The organism is Nocardia sp. NPDC004278 (assembly GCF_053602975.1).
Genome location: NZ_JBSGEQ010000039.1, coordinates 60,790 through 77,264 on the forward strand (window position 1 = coordinate 60,790; position 16,475 = coordinate 77,264).

The following is a 16,475-nucleotide window of genomic DNA, read 5'->3' on the forward strand; positions in this document are numbered from 1 at the left end:
ATCGCGCACGCGGAGGAATGCACCCCGATCGAAGGTTGGGCGGTGTTTTACACCTTTCGATGGATGCCGCCCAGGTAGCCGCACATAAGCTGGCAGCGTGCATGCGTCGCCGTTCACCCCTGTCTTCACCGCATTGCGGCTGGGGCTGCATGTGCTGGTCACGACGCTGGCGGTGCTGGTGGCGGTGCGCGCGCTACTGCCCGGCGCCGGACATCCGCTCGCCGTCGTCGCGCTGACCGTGGCATTCCTGGCCGTGTACTTCACCGGTGCGCTGGTCGGCCGCCACCCGGCGGGCATCCGCGCTTGGCTGGCGGCGCTGACGGTGCTGTGGCTCGCCCTGGTGGTGTTCGCGCCCGATGCCGGATATCTCGCATTCGGCATGTTCTTCCTGTATCTGCACCTGCTGCCGCGCCCGTGGAGTTTTCTCGCCGTCGCCGCGGCCACCGCGGTCGCGGTCATCGGTTTCGGGGTGCACCGCGGCTGGTCGGTGGCGGGGGCGATCGGGCCGATGCTCGGCGCGGCGGTCGCGGTCGGGATCGGGCTCGGCTATGCGGCACTGTTCCGGGAGTCCGCCGAACGTCAGCACCTGATCGATGAATTGCTCAGCACCCGAGCGACACTCGCGGAACAGGAGCGCACGGCGGGCAAGCTGGCCGAGCGCGAACGACTGGCACAGGAGATCCACGACACCGTGGCCCAAGGGCTGAGCAGCATTCAGTTGTTGCTGCATGCGGCCGAGCAGTCCGCACCGGACCATCCCGCGCTGCAACAGATTCGGCTGGCGCGCGAGACCGCGGCGGAGAATCTGGCCGAAACCCGGAGGCTCATAGCGGAATTGACCCCGGCCGCACTGGAGGGGCAGAGCCTGGCGCAGGCGCTGGAACGCATCTGCCTGCGCGCCGAGGCGCCGGGACTGATCACCCAAATGGTGGTCGAGGGCACGCCGGAGCGACTGCCGATGCCGATCGAGGCGGCCCTGGTTCGGATCGCGCAGGGGGCGGTCTCGAATGTGGTGCGCCATGCGGGAGCGAGCCGGATGCGGCTGACCCTGACCTACTCCGACGCCGAGGTGTATCTCGACGTTGTGGACGACGGTATGGGCATCGACCCTGCGGTGCTGGATCGCGCGCCGTCCGGCACCTTCGGCTTGGCCGCCATGCGAAGTCGCGTGGAGCAGCAGGGCGGCACCATGGCGGTGGAGTCGGAACCCGGCCACACCGCGGTCACCGCCACCTTTCCGCTCGAGCCCGCCAATGCGGAATCCGGCACGGTCGCAACCGACTCCGGCCTGCCAGCCGAAGAACTCGGCCGACCCTCAGTAGAACCTGATCGGTCCGCGGTAGAACCTGATCGGTCCGCAGGAGAATCCGCCCCGCCAACAACGGAGTCCGGCGGGTCCGCACGAGATCCCGGCCGGTCCATACGCGAGTCCGACCTATCCGCGGGAAAATGGAGCGCAGTGGAGTCCGGGGCCGTACCAAGCGAATCCGATAGGCCCGCAGCACAATCCGCTTCGCCAGAATCCGTTTCGCGCGAGCGGGATTCGACGAATGGGGGGCCGAACGCATGATCCGCCTACTGCTCGCCGACGACCACGCCATCGTGCGCGCGGGCCTGCGGGCGCTGCTGGAGAGCAATGCGGACATCACCGTCGTCGGCGACGCACCGACCGCCGAGGCCGCCGTGGGCTTTTGCGCAACCACACCCGTCGATCTGGTGCTGATGGATCTCAGCTTCGGTGCCGGCCGCTCGGGTGTGGAGGCGACCACCGAATTGCGTGCGCTCCCGAACCCGCCCAATGTCCTGGTCGTCACCAACTACGACACCGACGCCGATATTCTCGGCGCCATCGAGGCCGGAGCCTGCGGCTACATCCTCAAGGACACCCCGCCGGTGGAATTGCTCGCGGCGGTGCGGTCGGCGGCTGCGGGCGAGAGCGTGCTGTCACCCGCCGTGGCCTCCAAGCTGATGACCCGCGTGCGCCGCGCCGACACCACCCTGAGCCCGCGTGAAATCGAGGTGCTGCGGCTGGTGGCCCACGGCAGCTCCAACCGCGAGATCGCCAAGGAACTGTTCCTGAGCGAAACCACCGTCAAATCCCACCTGGTGCACATCTACGCCAAACTCGGCGTCCGCTCGCGCACCTCCGCCGTCGCCCGCGCCCGCGAACAGGGCGCCATCTGAACAACCCATGCCCGGATCCGTACCTCGATGGGCGCGCCACCAGCGGGGCGGCGATATGCACGCCGTCGGCGGGGGGTGGCCCTAGGGTTGGGGGATGGCCTCACTCTCGGATCCCGCGGTACGCGAATTCCTCTCTCACGGCACCCGAACCGCCAAGGTCGCAATCGTGGCCGCCGACGGACGCCCGGTGGTGACGCCGGTCTGGTTCGTTCTCGAGGGTGACGAGGTGGTGTTCAATACCGGCAAGGTCTCGGCGAAGGGCAAGGCGTTCGCCAGGGACGACCGCATCGCGCTCGTCGTCGATGTGGAGGCTGGCCAGTACCCCTCGGTTCAGGTCCAGGGCACGGTAACCCTGTCCGAGGATCCCGACGAACTCCTGCGCACCGCCACCGAGATCGGCGGCCGTTATATGGGCGCGGACCGCGCCGAGGAATTCGGCAAGCGCAACGGCGTCCCCGGCGAACTGGTGGTCCGGGTGCGTCCGACCAAGGTGATCGCCCACTTCGACGCGACGGCCTGAGCCCGCCATAGAGGATGCGCGGCCGGACTGCCTTCATCGGCGAAGGGGCGCATTCGGCGTTTCAGGTGACGCGCGGCGTGATCTCCACTCGACTACCGACTGCGGTCGCCGTAGTCAGGCGGCTCGTCGGCAAGCGCCGCCGCTGCCAGCTCGTCGGCCGCCCGCATCAGCGTAGACACCGCCGGATGACCCGAACCCACCAGCGCCGCAACCTTTTCGGTGATGGTCTGGATTTCATCGCGCAGTTGCCGCGACACTGTCATGTCGGAACTCACGGGCTCGACCTCCTATGCTCGGGATGCACACTTGCTGGCCGGAACGTCGACCGATCCAGACCTGTCACTGAACGTGAACGGGTGTCCCTGGATACTGCCCCAGATCTCCACCGAGGCGCGCCACGACCCGGCATAGCAGGGGGCCGACACCTCATATCTGGCGTCGGGGGCCGGAATCTAGCGCCGGATCCCGGCATCATGGCGGCCGGGCCGGTATGTCGTAGCGGACGGCCGAGGGGCCATTCGTGCCCTCATCGTTGATCCTCGAAGGCGTACACGTCGAGCGGGTCGAGGTAGAGCACGGCGGCGGCTAGCGCGGCGGGAGCATCTGACTCGAAGAGGTCCGCGATGTCGAGAGTGACCGGGTGGCCGGGCATCCCGTATTCGTCGACCGGCGCCCATGTGCCATCGTCGTATTGGATCCAGCCGAGGTTCACCGGACAGCCCTCGCGTCGGGCACGGCTTGCCCGACGTCGACCAACGTCCAGAACGCCGAATGCTTCGCCGGACACAGGGCGGTGCTGCATTCGCGGTGCCGCTGCATTTCGGCGTGCGCCTGCTCCGGGGTGTACGGCTCGGCCGGTGCACGGTGAGATGGTTCGAGTTCCCACGAGTCCGTGCGCAATGTGCCTTCACTGGCGACACGTTCGAGGATGTCGGCGGCGGTTATCGCGCCTTCGGGGTAGGTGTCGGGGAGACGTGTGACTGTCCAGACCACCACGGCGAGTAGGCATATGGCGGCTACGGTGACGATCAGGGCAATGGCTGAAGCGGGCATTGGGCGATACCCCTCGGTGCGCGGGTCGGTTGGAGCGCACTCGGCGCCGGTGATGTTCGGTTCACCAATCCGAGGACACAAGATTGGTGAGCGCTCCCTCCGGGGAGAGGTGGAGCCTGGGCCGCATCGACCCGGCGCCGGGTGCTGTACAAAACCATCGCGCCTGTTTAAGCAGGTCGGAACCCCGCCACGGTCTACGCTGGTCTAACTGGCGGTCTACTTTGGTCTACTTGCGGTATACGTGCTCACAGCAGGGGGCGAATGTTGGGTATGCAGGTCAAATGGACCGGTGCCGAAGCCACAGCTTTGCGGGAAGCATTGGGGCTTACCCAAGTTCGGTTTGCCTCACGCGCAGGCATCGCGAAGAGTACGGTGACGAAGTGGCGACACCTGGGCGACGCCATCGAATTGGGCGACAAATGCGCCGAAATCATGGAGACAATGCTCAGCCGAGCGACGCCAGAGCAACGCGCTCGATTCACCACTGCGATAGGCAGCAAACCCACCGATGATCTTCCGGCGGATAGTGTTGGCATCCAATGGATTCCGGGCATGTGGACTGCCGATGCGACGGTAGTGGCCAACGACCTGACCAGGGAGGATCTGATTTTGGATCGTCGACAGATCAGCCGAGCGCTACTCGGAGTAGTGATGGGCGCACCGCTACTCGAACCGCTCGAGCGGTGGCTGCGTCACGGCGATGCAATTGCGATTCCGGGCCGCGCCAGGCCAGGGGTGGGGCTGCAGGAGGTTGAGCAGTTGGAGAACGCGGCCCGCGTCTTTCGTGCGTGGGACGACCAGCATGGTGGTGGGTTGCGCCGGAAAGCTGTTGTCGGCCAACTGAACGAAGTGAACGAACTGCTCGGCGAAGCGCATCCTCCAGAGATCCGCCGTCGGCTAGCTGGAACGATGGCACAGCTCGCGGAAACGGCGGCCATGATGTCGTGGGACTCCGGTCAGCAGACGCTCGCCCAGCGCTACTACGCACTCGCAGTCCGAGCCGCCCGCGAAGCCGACGATCCAGCGTTCTGCGCACTCGCGCTCGCAGGTATGGCACGCCAACTGCTTTCGCTGGCCCGGTCATCGGACGCGCTCGAACTGATCCGACTCGCCCAGGACTATTCTGCGGGTCACCTCACTCAGACCGCTGAAGCCATGCTGTACACCCGCGAAGCATGGGCCTACGGCCAGCTGGGGCGGCCGACGGCGTTCCGTAAAACCTGCGACAAAGCCTTTGAAGCCCTCGAGGGCTCCGAGCCCGGCGTCGACCCGTACTGGATCCACTACTTCGACGCCGCCGAGTTGTCCGGCACGATCGGTGGCCGATTGCTCGACATAGCGCGTCAGGACCAGTCGTTTGCGGGTGAGGCCGCTGAGTACATCGACCGCGCGATCCAGTTGCGGCGGCCGGATCGGCGGCGCTCGGCAGCGCTGGATCAGTTGGGAATGGTTGAGGCCAGGCTGATCGAGGGCGAACCTGAGGAAGCGTGTCGTGTTGGGCACGCTGCGCTGCAGGTGGTCGAACAGACAGCGTCTGACCGCGTGGCCAAGAAGCTCGCGAGGGTGTACAACCGCACCGAACAGTTTGTGAACGTCGGTGTGGTGGTCGAACTGCGCGATCGCATGCGGCCCCTCGTCGCGGCAACCGCATAGGAGTCGTCTGCATGGTGCGTATCGGGGTCACCGGGCACATGAACATTACCGCGGCCACCGTGCCGCTGGTATACGAGGCGATCAGCAAGATCCTCGGGGGTGACACGGTCTCCGACCTGGTTGGCGTCAGTTGCATTGCGCGCGGCGCCGATTCGGTGTTCGCGCGGGCGGTGCTCGATGTTGGCGGAGCGCTCGAGGTAGTGCTGCCATCGCGGAACTACCGCGAACGCAAAGTGAAGCCCGACCATGCTGAGCTGTTCGACAAGCTGCTCAGCAGCGCGTCGAAAGTGCAGGTGATGGACTTCGACGACGCTGGCAGGGAGGCGTACGAAGCCGCGAACGAAGCCATGCTGTCATCGTGTACCCGTCTAGTCGCGGTGTGGGATGGTGATCCAAGTCAGCCGGGCGGTACCGGCACCGTGGTCGAGCTTGCCCGTGAGCGCGGCGTGTCAGTCGAAATCGTCTGGCCGGAGGGCGCTGCGCGGGAGTGAATGCCGCTCGGTAGGTTTCGTCGGCCGGTTACCTCGAACCGTCACCCTCGGGTGAGAGCCCGATAGAGTGCGACCACCGTTGCGGCACCGATGATTTCGCCGCGGTCGATCATCTCGACCGCTTCCTCCAACGGAATCCACCGGATAACTTCCGCCTCGTTGATATCAGGCGGTGTCTCGGTTAGCTCGGCGCCCCGAGCAAGGTAGATTTCTTGCGGCTGGTCGAGGGTTCCGATGGAGGGCTGATAGGTGACCATGTGCTTCATGGTCCTTGGCCGCCAACCAGTCTCTTCCTCGACCTCCCGCGCTGCGGCTGCCGCGACGTCTTCAGCGTGGTCGACGTATCCACCGGGCAGTTCCCACACCCAACGATCGATGATGAATCGGTGGCGGTACATCAGTAACGCTTCGCGCTTGTCGTTAAGCACCAACGTCATCGCGCAGCGAGGCATACGCGCTACGTACTGCGTGAACTTCACCCCGTCCGGCAGCTCGATGTCGACGGTGGAGAGCTTGATGTGTCGATTCTCGTCCACGACAGTCTCGCCATGGATCGTCCACTGGGTGCGGCTCACAGGTCGACGGTAGCGCTAAGGGGAGTCTGTCGGGCGTGCTGCCGGTCATCTTGGTCCGTCGTAGTCGTGCGGCGTGTTGTTGGTCCGCGATGGAGCCGCCGCGACGTGACGGCCTCGCCCTAGACTCACCCGCATGACCGTGCACTTCATCGGGGCCGGGCCGGGCGCCGCGGACCTGCTGACCGTCCGCGCCGTCGAACTTCTGCGCAACTCCCCGGTCTGCCTCTATGCGGGCACCTACCTGGACCCCCAGATGCTCGCACACTGCGCCCCCGAGACCGAACTGATCGATACCCAACACCTGGACATCGATCAGATCACCGAGCATCTGGTGCGCGCCCACCGATCCGGCAGGGATGTCGCGCGTCTGTGCTCCGGCGATCCATCGATCTACTCGGCCCTCACCGAACAAACCCGCCGCCTCGACGCACATGACATCCCCTGGGACGTCACCCCCGGCGTCCCCGCCTACGCTGCGGCGGCCGCCCTGCTCGGCACCGAGCTGACCGTTCCCGAACTGGTCCAATCAGTGGTTCTCACCCGCACCCAGGCGCGCTCGACGAAGATGCCGGAGTCCGAAGCCCTCACCGACTTCGCCGATACCGGCGCCACCCTCGTCCTGCACCTGGCCATCACCCGAATCCGGACGCTCGCGGCCGAACTTATCCCGAACTACGGCCCCGACTGCCCGGTCGCGGTAGTCTATCGAGCCAGCCAACCCGGCCAACTGATCCTGCGCGGCACTCTCACCGACATCGCCGACCAGGTCGAATCCGCGGGCCTGCGCCAAGCCGCCGTCATCCTCGTCGGCCGCGCGCTCGCACCGAATCCATCCTGCACGCAGTCGCATCTCTACGATCCGGCGCGCGACCGGCGCCGACCTTCGCAAGCAGTGTGAGATGGGTGACAGTCACCTGGCAAACTTGCGATGACGCCGCTGCCTGGGGTGATGTTTCCCGGCTATGGGAGCTGATTGGTCGGGCGGCGGGGGCGACGGTAGATTGTTTCGGTGATCAGCAGTGAACTTCCCGGCGGAGCCGGTCGGTGGGCAGCGGGCACGGTCGCGCCCATGTAACAAGGTCGGCCTGGCGGGCAGATAGTGCCAATGAACATTTTTGCTTGATTGATGAGAACTGAACGCGGGAACGCAGACGCCATGCTCGGATAGGTGCGCGTCCTGTACCGGTGTTCGTCGGGGAGCGCTTGCGTGGTGTTCCGGAAGCGAGGTTACGGGTTGGACCGGCTGGATTTCGGCGGAAACGGCGAAACTGGTGACACAGAGGCGGACGCTACGCAGGCTGCTGCGGAGTACTTTCCGCTGTCGCCCGCACAGCTGGGCATCTGGTACGCGCAGCATGTGGATCCGCAGGTCCCGATCAATATCGCGCAGTACGTAGACGTCCACGGCGACATCGATCGGCTCGTGATGCGGGAAGCCACCATCATCGCCTCGCGCGAGTTCGGCTCGGGCTTTCTGCGGATCGTTGAACGCGATGGTCAGCCGCTGCAGTACGTCGACTATTCGATCCCCGATTCCGACGATATCGGCTACGTCGATCTGCGGGCCGAGGACGACCCGGTCGCCGCGGGCCACGCCTGGATGCGCGCCGAGTACAGCCGTCCGTTGGACATGGTCAACGACCGCTTGATGATGAGTGCCGTCCTGCAACTCGGGGACCGGCACTGGTTCTGGTACTCGCGGGTGCACCACATCGTGCTCGACGGCTTCGGCGCGATGACGTACATGAAGCGGTTCGCCGATATCTACACCGCGCTGCTGAATGACGTCGAGCCGCCGCCGTACAAGGCCGTCGATCTGCACACCGTGTACGAATCCGAGCTGACCTACCGCGACAGCACCCGCTTCCAGTCCGATAAGGAGCACTGGGCTCAGCGCGTCGCCGGGTTGGAGGACGGAACCAGCCTGGTCGGTCGGTCCGCGCCACCGGCGCCGCTCAACGGGGTGTCGAGTGCGGCATTGTCCTCGGAGCAGGAGGTACTGCTCGCCGACGCCGTTACCCGCCACGACAACTCTCCCGCCGGTCTGCTGATCGCGGGCTTCGCCGCGTATCTGGCCCAGTTGACCGGTGCGCAAGAGGTGATCCTTAGCCTGCCGGTGACCGCGCGCACCACCGCCGCGATGCGCCGCTCCGGTGGTGTGACCTCGAATATCGTGCCGCTGCGGCTGCGGGTCGGATACGACACCACGGTCGCCGAACTGCTGCGTTCGGTCACCGTCGAGGTATCGGGCGGGCTGCGCCATCAGCGCTACCGTCACGAGGACATCCGCCGCGACAGCGCGGGCACTGCCAACACCGGAAATAGTGTCGGCGCGGAGTTCTTCGGCCCGTGGGTCAACATCATGTTGTTCCACAACGAGGTCGTGCTCGGCGAGTCCCACGGCGAGTTCAACGTGCTCTCCACCGGCAGTATCGAAGACCTCGGTGTCAATTTTTATCAGTCGGCCGGCGGCACCCGCTCGCATATCGACTTCGAGACCAACCCGAACCTCTACACCGAAGCCGAAGCCGCACAGCATCATTCGCGGTTCCTGGAGTTCTTCGACCGGTTCCTGGCCGCGGACGCCGATGCCGTGGTGTGGGAGCTGCCGGCCACCACCGAGGATGAGCGGGAACTGTCCCTGGTGGAGTGGAACGACTCCCAGCAGGACGTTCCGGATACCACTCTGGCGGCGCTGCTCGATGCGCAGATCGAGCTGACCCCGGACAATATCGCGCTGGACTTCGAGGGCGCGCAGCTTGCCCACCCGTCGCCCGACCACCACCCCTCATCGAGTCGCTCCGCGACGCTGACATATGCCGACTTCGCCGCGCGGGTCAACCGGCTGGCCCGGTTCCTGATCGCCGACGGTGTCGGCCCGGAATCGCTGGTCGCGCTGGGCATGCGGCGTTCGCTGGACCTGGTGGTCGGCATGCACGCGGTGCTCAAGGCCGGTGGCGCGTACGTGCCGATCGACCCCGATCATCCGGCCGACCGCACCGCCTACATCCTCGAGTCCGCGGCACCGGTCTGTGTGCTGACCGTGTCCTCCGACGAGCTCGAGCTGCCCGATTCGGTGCGCCGGGTACAGATCGACACCCTCGACGTGTCGGCCTTCGATATCGCGCCGGTCACCGATGCGGATCGGCGCGCGCCGTTGCGTCCGGACAACACCGCGTATGTCATCTACACCTCGGGTTCGACCGGTCGACCCAAGGGTGTCGCGGTCACCCACCACGCGATCGTCAATCAGCAACTGTGGATGCTCGACGAATACCGCCTCACCGCGGACGACGTGTATCTGCAGAAGACCGCCACCACCTTCGACGTGTCGCTGTGGGGCTACTTCCTACCGCTGATGGTCGGCGCGAAGCTGATCATCGCCGCACCCGACGGGCACCGCGATCCGCTGTATGTCGCCGATATGATCGAGCGGCACCAGGTGACCGTCACCGACTTCGTGCCCTCGATGCTGACGGTCTTCGTCGCGCACGCCACCGCCGCCCAATGCGCCACCCTGCGTGCGGTTTTCGTCATCGGTGAGGCGCTGCCGCCGGAAACCGCGGCAGGATTCCGCGCGATCACGAGCGCCGGTCTGCACAACCTCTACGGTCCCACCGAGGCCGCGGTCTCGGTCACCTACTGGGAGGCGACCGCCGCCGATACCGTGACGGTGCCGATCGGTATCCCGGAGTGGAATGTCCAGGTCTATGTGCTGGATGCGCGGCTGCGGCCCGCGGCCGTCGGCGCGCCGGGTGAGCTCTACCTGGGTGGACGCCAGCTCGCGCGCGGTTACCGAGGCCGTCCCGATCTGACCTCGGATCGGTTCGTGGCCAACCCCTTCGGCACCGACGGCGAACGCATGTACCGCACCGGTGACCTGGTGCGCTGGAATGCCGCTGGCACGCTGGAATACATCGGCCGCACCGACTTCCAGGTGAAATTCCGCGGTCAGCGCATCGAACTCGGCGAGATCGAAACGGATCTGCTCGCCCACCCGGCGGTCAGCCAGGCCGCCGTCCTGGTGGTGGATACCGCCACCGGCCAACAGTTGGTCGCGTATGTGGTGCCCGCGCCGGGACAGTCCGTCGAATCGGCCGAACTCACCCGCTTCGTCGCGGAGAAGCTGCCGAGCTACATGGTGCCGGCGGCGATCATGGTGCTGGCCGCGTTCCCGCTCAACACCTCCGGCAAGCTGGACCGAAAGGCGCTGCCGGAGCCGGTCTTCAGTGCGGACGCCGCCGGATTCCGCGCCCCGCGTACCCAAGCCGAACAGATCGTCGCGGCCATCTTCGCCGATGTGCTCAGCCAGGAACGCGTCGGCATCGATGACAATTTCTTCGATCTGGGCGGCAACTCGCTGGTCGCCACCCAGGTGATGTCGCGGATCGGCGCGGCATTCGGCACCCAGATCGGGGTGCGTGCGCTGTTCGAGACCCCGACCGTGGCCGGTATCGCCGCCCGCGCCGAAACCGCGAGTCCCGCCGATGCCGCGCGGCCGCCGCTGGTCGCCCAGCAGCTGCCCGAGCGGGTGCCGCTGTCGCTGGCACAGCAGCGGATGTGGTTCATCAACCAGTTCGACTCCACGGTGCCCGCCTACAACCTGCCGTTCGTGGTGCGCCTGCGCGGCCAGGTCGATGTCGATGCGCTGCAGGTGGCGCTGACCGATGTGATGGCGCGCCAGGAGTCGCTGCGCACCATCTTCCCGGAGTCCGGTGACGGCGGCTACCAGCTGGTGCTGCCGATGGACGAGGTCGATCTCGGTATCGAGGTGCAGTCGATCGATCCCGCCGAATTGCAGGGCGTGCTGGTCGAATTCGCCGCCACCGGATTCGATGTCGCCACCGAACTGCCGATCCGGGTGCGGGTCTACCGCGTCACCGGTTCGAACAACGGAACCCCCGACTACGCGGTCGCCTTCGTCGTACATCACATTGCGGCGGACGGTTTTTCGTTCGGTCCGCTGGCCCGCGATGTTGCCGCCGCCTACCTGGCCAGGGCCGCTGGCGAGGCCCCGGTGTGGGCGCCGCTGCCGGTGCAGTACCGCGACTACTCGCTGTGGCAGCGTGAACTGCTCGGCGCGGAATCCGATCCCGGTTCCATGGCGGCCCGCGAAATCGCCTACTGGCGTGGGGCTTTGGCCGGTCTGCCGGATCAGCTCGACCTACCCGCCGACCGCCCGCGCCCGCCGGTGCAGAGCTTCCGCGGTAGCCGAGTCGGCTTCGATATTGATGTCGATCTGCACGAGCGCATCGCTGCATTCGCGCGCGCCCAGGGCGTCAGCGTATTCATGGTGCTGCACGCATCGCTGGCGGTGCTGCTGTCGCGGCTGTCCGGCACCAGCGATATCGCCATCGGCACCCCGGTGGCCGGTCGCGGTGAGCAGGCGCTCGACGATCTGATCGGCATGTTCGTCAACACCCTCGTGCTGCGTTCGGAGGTCGACGGCAGCGAGGCCTTCACCGACTTCCTGACTCGCACGCGCGAGGGCGATCTCGCCGCATTCGCCTATGCCGATGTGCCGTTCGAGCGGCTGGTCGAGGTGCTCAACCCGACCCGTTCGCAGGCGCGGCATCCGCTGTTCCAGGTGATGCTCTCGTTCCAGGAGCTCTCGCACGGTTCGATGGAGCTGTCCGGCCTGTCGGTCACCGCCGATGAGCTCGAGGTCGATATCGCCAAATTCGACCTGCAGTGGACGGTCACCGAGGGCCGCGGCGCGCACGGCGAACCCACCGGTATGTCGACCGTGGTGTCCTTCGCCACCGATCTGTTCGATGCCGCAACCGTCGCCGAATTCGGCCGCCGTTTCCTGCGCGTGCTCGAAACCGCCGTCACCGCACCGGAATCCGCGGTCCGCGATATCGATATCCTCGATGACGCCGAGCGCGCGACGGTGCTGCACGACTGGAACCGCACCGCCCATCCGGTGTCCGCCGCCACCGTGCTCGACCTGTTCGCCGCGCAGGTGCGTCAACGTCCGGACGAGATCGCCGTCGTTTTCGACGGCGGTACCCGCAGCGAAGGCGAGTTCGGGCCGCGGACCGAACTGACCTACGCCGAATTCTCGGCGCGGGTCAACCGCTTGGCCCGCAAGCTGATCGCCGAGGGCGTCGGCCCGGAATCGCTGGTGGCCGTTGGCATTCGCCGTTCGGTGGACATGCTCGTCGCCATCTACGCGACCATGGCCGCGGGTGGCGGCTATGTGCCGATCGATCCCGATCACCCGGCCGAGCGCACCGAATACGTACTCGCCAGCTCGAATCCGGTCTGCGTGCTCACCACGACCGCCGATGATGTCGCCGCCGGCGGTGACCATCGGGTGTTCCAGCTCGACACCCTCGACCTCGCCGACTTCGACGACGCGCCGGTCACCGATGCCGAACGCCTTGCGCCGCTGCGGTCTTCGAACACCGCCTACGTGCTCTACACCTCCGGTTCGACCGGCCGACCCAAGGGTGTGGCGGTCAGCCATGCCGGTGTCGTCAACCAGATCGCCTGGATCACTAGTGAATACGGCATCGACGCCGCCGATGTGATCCTGCAGAAGACGCCGGTCACCTTCGACGTGTCGGTGTGGGAGCTGTTCGGCACCCTGGCGGTCGGCGCGCGCATGCTCATCGCCGCGCCGGACGGTCACCGCGATCCGATGTATCTGTCGGAGATCATCGGCCGCCACGGGGTCACCATGACCTCGTTCGTGCCCTCGATGCTCTCGGTCTTCGCCGGGGCCGCGTCCGCGGACGAATGCGCTTCGCTGCGTACGGTGCTCGTCGCCGGTGAGGCGCTGCCGCCGGCCACGGTGACCGCATTCCGGCAGTTCTGCGGTGCCGCCGTGCACAACCTGTACGGTCCGACCGAATTCACCGTGCACGCCACCGCCTGGCATATCGCTGAGGCCGCGCCGACCACGGTGCCGATCGGCCGCCCGGTGTGGAATGCGCAGACCTATGTGCTCGATGCGGGCCTGAACCCGGTGCCGGTCGGCGTGCCCGGCGAGCTGTACCTGGGCGGTGTCCAGGTGGCCCGCGGCTACCACGGCCGCTCCGACCTGTCGGCGGAGCGGTTCGTCGCCGACCCGTTCGGCGCACCGGGCGCGCGCCTGTACCGCACCGGCGACCTGGTCCGCTGGATCGCACCGCAGGATCCGGCGACCGGGACCGCCGGTGTGCTGGAGTACATCGGCCGCACCGACTTCCAGGTGAAATTCCGCGGCCAGCGCATCGAACTCGGTGAGATCGAGACCGCGCTGCTCGAACATGCCGCGGTCACCCAGGCCGTCGTGCTCGTCATGGATACCGTTGCGGGCGATCAGCTGGTCGCCTATGTGGTCACCCCGGGCGGCGCCGCCGATATCGATGACATCAAGAACTCGCTGCACCGCACCCTGCCCTCGTACATGGTGCCCTCGGCGATCGTCGGCCTGGACGCGTTCCCGCTCAACCCGTCCGGCAAGCTGGACCGCAAGGCGCTGCCCGCGCCGGTCTTCGAGGTGCGCGAATTCCGTGCGCCGACCACCCCGATCGAGGAGATCGTCGCCCAGATCTTCGGTGAGGTGCTCGGCATCTCCCGGGTCGGCGTCGACGACGACTTCTTCGAACTCGGCGGCAACTCGCTGATCGCCACCCAGGTCGCCTCGCGCCTCGGCATCGCGCTCGACACCCGGGTCCCGGTGCGCATGCTGTTCGAGGCCACCACTGTGGCGGCGCTGGCGTCGCGGGTGGAATCGCATGCCGGTGACGGCGCGCGCAAGGCGCTGGTGGCCAGGCAGCGGCCCGAGCAGGTGCCGCTGTCGCTGGCGCAGCAGCGCATGTGGTTCCTCAACCGGTTCGATACCGAATCGGCGGTCAACAACATCCCGGTCGCGATCCGGCTGTCCGGTGACCTCGATGTCGCCGCACTACAGGTCGCGGTCATCGATGTGATCGACCGGCACGAATCGCTGCGCACCGTATTCCCGGAGACCAAGAACGGTCCGGTGCAGCGGATTCTGGATGCGGCACAGATCGTTCCGGACCTGACGCCCTACCGGGTCACCGAGGAGACGCTGGTCGAGCATCTGGTCGACCTGGCCTCCATGGCCTTCGACGTCACCGATGAGGTGCCGCTGCATGCCCGGCTGTTCGAGATCAGCGAATCCGAATATGTGCTCGGCATGGTGGTGCACCATATTTCGGCCGACGGCTGGTCCATGGGACCGCTGGCTCGCGATGTCATGGTGGCCTATGCCGCGCGCACCTCGTGGGAATCGCCGGCCTGGTCCGCGCTGCCGGTGCAGTACGCCGACTACGCGCTGTGGCAGCGCGAGGTGCTCGGCTCCGAGGGCGATCCGAATTCGTTGATCGCCAGCCAGATTCGCTACTGGACCGACGAACTCGCCGGTCTGCCCGACGAATTGGTGCTGCCGTCGGATCGTCCGCGTCCGGCGGTCGCCTCCTACCGGGGTGGCACCTATGCGTTCGTGATCTCCGCCGAGACCCAGCGCGCGCTGATCGACTTGGGGCGCAAGCACAATGCGTCGCTGTTCATGGTGATGCACAGTGCGCTCGCGGTGCTGTTGGCGCGGGCCAGCGGTACCGGCGATATCACGGTCGGCACCCCGGCCGCCGGTCGTGGTGAGGCCGCGCTCGACGATCTGATCGGCATGTTCGTCAACACCCTGGTGCTGCGCACGAATGTGGACGGCTCCGCCAGTTTCGCGGATCTGCTCGCGCAGGCCAGGGAGACCGATCTGCACGCCTTCGCACATGCGGACCTGCCGTTCGAGCGGCTGGTCGAAATCCTGAACCCGGCTCGTTCGCAGGCGCGGCATCCGCTGTTCCAGGTGATGTTGGCCTTCCAGAACACCAGACAGGCCAATCTGGAACTGCCCGGCCTGTCGGTCAATGGCATCGACTACGACGCCAGGCTGGCCAAGTTCGACCTGCAGCTGACCCTGCAGGAGACCCAGGAGTTGGGTGAGGCGGCCGGTATGTCGGCCGAATTCTCCTATGCGCTCGACCTTTTCGACGAGGCGACGGTGGCGGCGTTCGCGCGGCGCCTGGATCGGGTGCTGGCGGCCATCATCGCTGACCCGACGGTGCCGGTCGGCGATATCGGGCTGCTCGACGCCGACGAAACCGCGCTGGCGCTGACCGGCTGGAATGACACCCGGCGCGATTTGCTGCCGCGTCGCCAGCCCGGACGCTCCCCGCGTCGTTCCGGTGCTCGCCGGGGTGACGCGGCTGGGCTCACCTTGGTTGGCGAATTCGCCGCGCAGGCCGCCGCCACGCCGGATGCGGTCGCGATCGTGGACCCGGCGACCGGAACCTCGCTCACGTATGCCGAATTCGGTGCGCGCGTGCACCGGTTGGCGCGTCGACTCATCGAAGCCGGTGTCGGCCCGGAAAAGCTGGTCGCCCTTGGCCTCCGGCGTTCGGTCGACCTGGTGGTCGCGGCGTACGCGGTGCAGGAAGCGGGCGGCGGCTACGTGCCGTTGGACCTGGACCAGCCGACCGAGCGGATCAGCTATGTGCTCGAGTCGGCGGCACCGGTCTGTGTGCTGACCAACTCGCGCGACAACTTCGAGAGCGGCGGTCTGCCCACGCTGTCCATCGATGAACTGGATCTGTCCGGGTACGCGGACGAGCCGGTCACCGATGCGGAGCGGATCGCACCGCTGCGGGCGCAGAACACCGCGTATGTGATCTTCACGTCGGGTTCGACGGGGCGCCCGAAGGGTGTTGCGCTGCCGCATGCGGCTGTGGTGAACCAGATCCGTTGGATCACTGGTGAGTACGGCATCGGTGCCGATGATGTGGTGCTGTTCAAGACCCCGGCGACGTTCGATGTGTCGGTGTGGGAGTTGTTCGGCCCGTTGAGCACCGGTGGCCGGATCGTGGTGGCGAGCCCGGATGGGCATCGTGATCCGCAATATCTGGCGGAAGTCATTGCCGCTGAGCGGGTCACTATGACCTCGTTCGTGCCTTCGATGCTGACCGTGTTCGCGGGCAGTGTGGATGC

Annotated in this window: 10 protein-coding genes and 1 pseudogene; 7 read left to right on the top strand and 4 right to left on the bottom strand. The window is 66.6% G+C overall.

Going from position 1 to position 16,475, the window contains the following annotated elements:
* Positions 1 to 97: 97 nt before the first annotated feature.
* The 3 genes and pseudogenes from ACWEO2_RS37095 to ACWEO2_RS37105 form a co-directional block, all read left to right on the top strand.
* Positions 98 to 1,246 (top strand): annotated as a pseudogene (locus ACWEO2_RS37095) (sensor histidine kinase); the annotation flags it as partial.
* A 320-nt stretch (positions 1,247 to 1,566) separates the two neighbouring features.
* Positions 1,567 to 2,184 (top strand): LuxR C-terminal-related transcriptional regulator, encoded by a 618-nt coding sequence (locus ACWEO2_RS37100; protein WP_452409636.1) that lies wholly within the window; start codon positions 1,567 to 1,569, stop codon positions 2,182 to 2,184.
* A 94-nt stretch (positions 2,185 to 2,278) separates the two neighbouring features.
* On the top strand, positions 2,279 to 2,704 hold the full coding sequence (locus ACWEO2_RS37105; protein WP_452409637.1) for a PPOX class F420-dependent oxidoreductase: 426 nt from the start codon (positions 2,279 to 2,281) through the stop codon (positions 2,702 to 2,704).
* A gap of 92 nt (positions 2,705 to 2,796) precedes the next feature.
* Here the strand turns inward: ACWEO2_RS37105 and ACWEO2_RS37110 are convergent, their stop codons facing one another.
* The 3 genes from ACWEO2_RS37110 to ACWEO2_RS37120 all read right to left on the bottom strand — a co-directional run bounded on the left by ACWEO2_RS37110 (position 2,797) and on the right by ACWEO2_RS37120 (position 3,757).
* Positions 2,797 to 2,979, bottom strand: a complete 183-nt coding sequence (locus ACWEO2_RS37110; protein ID WP_452409638.1) for a hypothetical protein — start codon at positions 2,977 to 2,979, stop codon at positions 2,797 to 2,799.
* Between the two features lie 251 nt (positions 2,980 to 3,230).
* Positions 3,231 to 3,416: a hypothetical protein gene (locus tag ACWEO2_RS37115; RefSeq protein WP_452409639.1), complete on the bottom strand. Its 186-nt coding sequence runs from the start codon at positions 3,414 to 3,416 to the stop codon at positions 3,231 to 3,233.
* Positions 3,413 to 3,757: a hypothetical protein gene (locus ACWEO2_RS37120; RefSeq protein ID WP_452409640.1), complete on the bottom strand. Its 345-nt coding sequence runs from the start codon at positions 3,755 to 3,757 to the stop codon at positions 3,413 to 3,415. The genes ACWEO2_RS37115 and ACWEO2_RS37120 overlap by 4 nt, the downstream gene beginning before the upstream one ends.
* 372 nt (positions 3,758 to 4,129) lie before the next feature.
* Between ACWEO2_RS37120 and ACWEO2_RS37125 the strand changes: the two genes are divergently transcribed.
* Together ACWEO2_RS37125 and ACWEO2_RS37130 are read left to right on the top strand one after the other, a co-directional pair.
* Positions 4,130 to 5,410, top strand: coding sequence for a hypothetical protein (locus tag ACWEO2_RS37125; RefSeq protein ID WP_452409641.1), 1,281 nt, complete (start codon positions 4,130 to 4,132; stop codon positions 5,408 to 5,410).
* Positions 5,411 to 5,421: 11 nt separating this feature from the next.
* A complete protein-coding gene (locus ACWEO2_RS37130; protein ID WP_452409642.1) occupies positions 5,422 to 5,901 on the top strand; it encodes a hypothetical protein in 480 nt (159 codons plus the stop codon).
* Positions 5,902 to 5,942: 41 nt separating this feature from the next.
* Here ACWEO2_RS37130 and ACWEO2_RS37135 read toward each other — a convergent pair whose 3' ends face one another.
* Positions 5,943 to 6,476: an NUDIX domain-containing protein gene (locus ACWEO2_RS37135; RefSeq protein WP_452409643.1), complete on the bottom strand. Its 534-nt coding sequence runs from the start codon at positions 6,474 to 6,476 to the stop codon at positions 5,943 to 5,945.
* A gap of 133 nt (positions 6,477 to 6,609) precedes the next feature.
* Between ACWEO2_RS37135 and cobM the strand changes: the two genes are divergently transcribed.
* Entirely contained in the window at positions 6,610 to 7,374 is a 765-nt protein-coding gene (gene cobM / locus ACWEO2_RS37140; protein WP_452409644.1) for a precorrin-4 C(11)-methyltransferase, read from the top strand.
* 336 nt (positions 7,375 to 7,710) lie between these two features.
* The coding region (locus tag ACWEO2_RS37145; protein ID WP_452409647.1) for an amino acid adenylation domain-containing protein at positions 7,711 to 16,475 on the top strand (8,765 nt) is incomplete at its 3' end.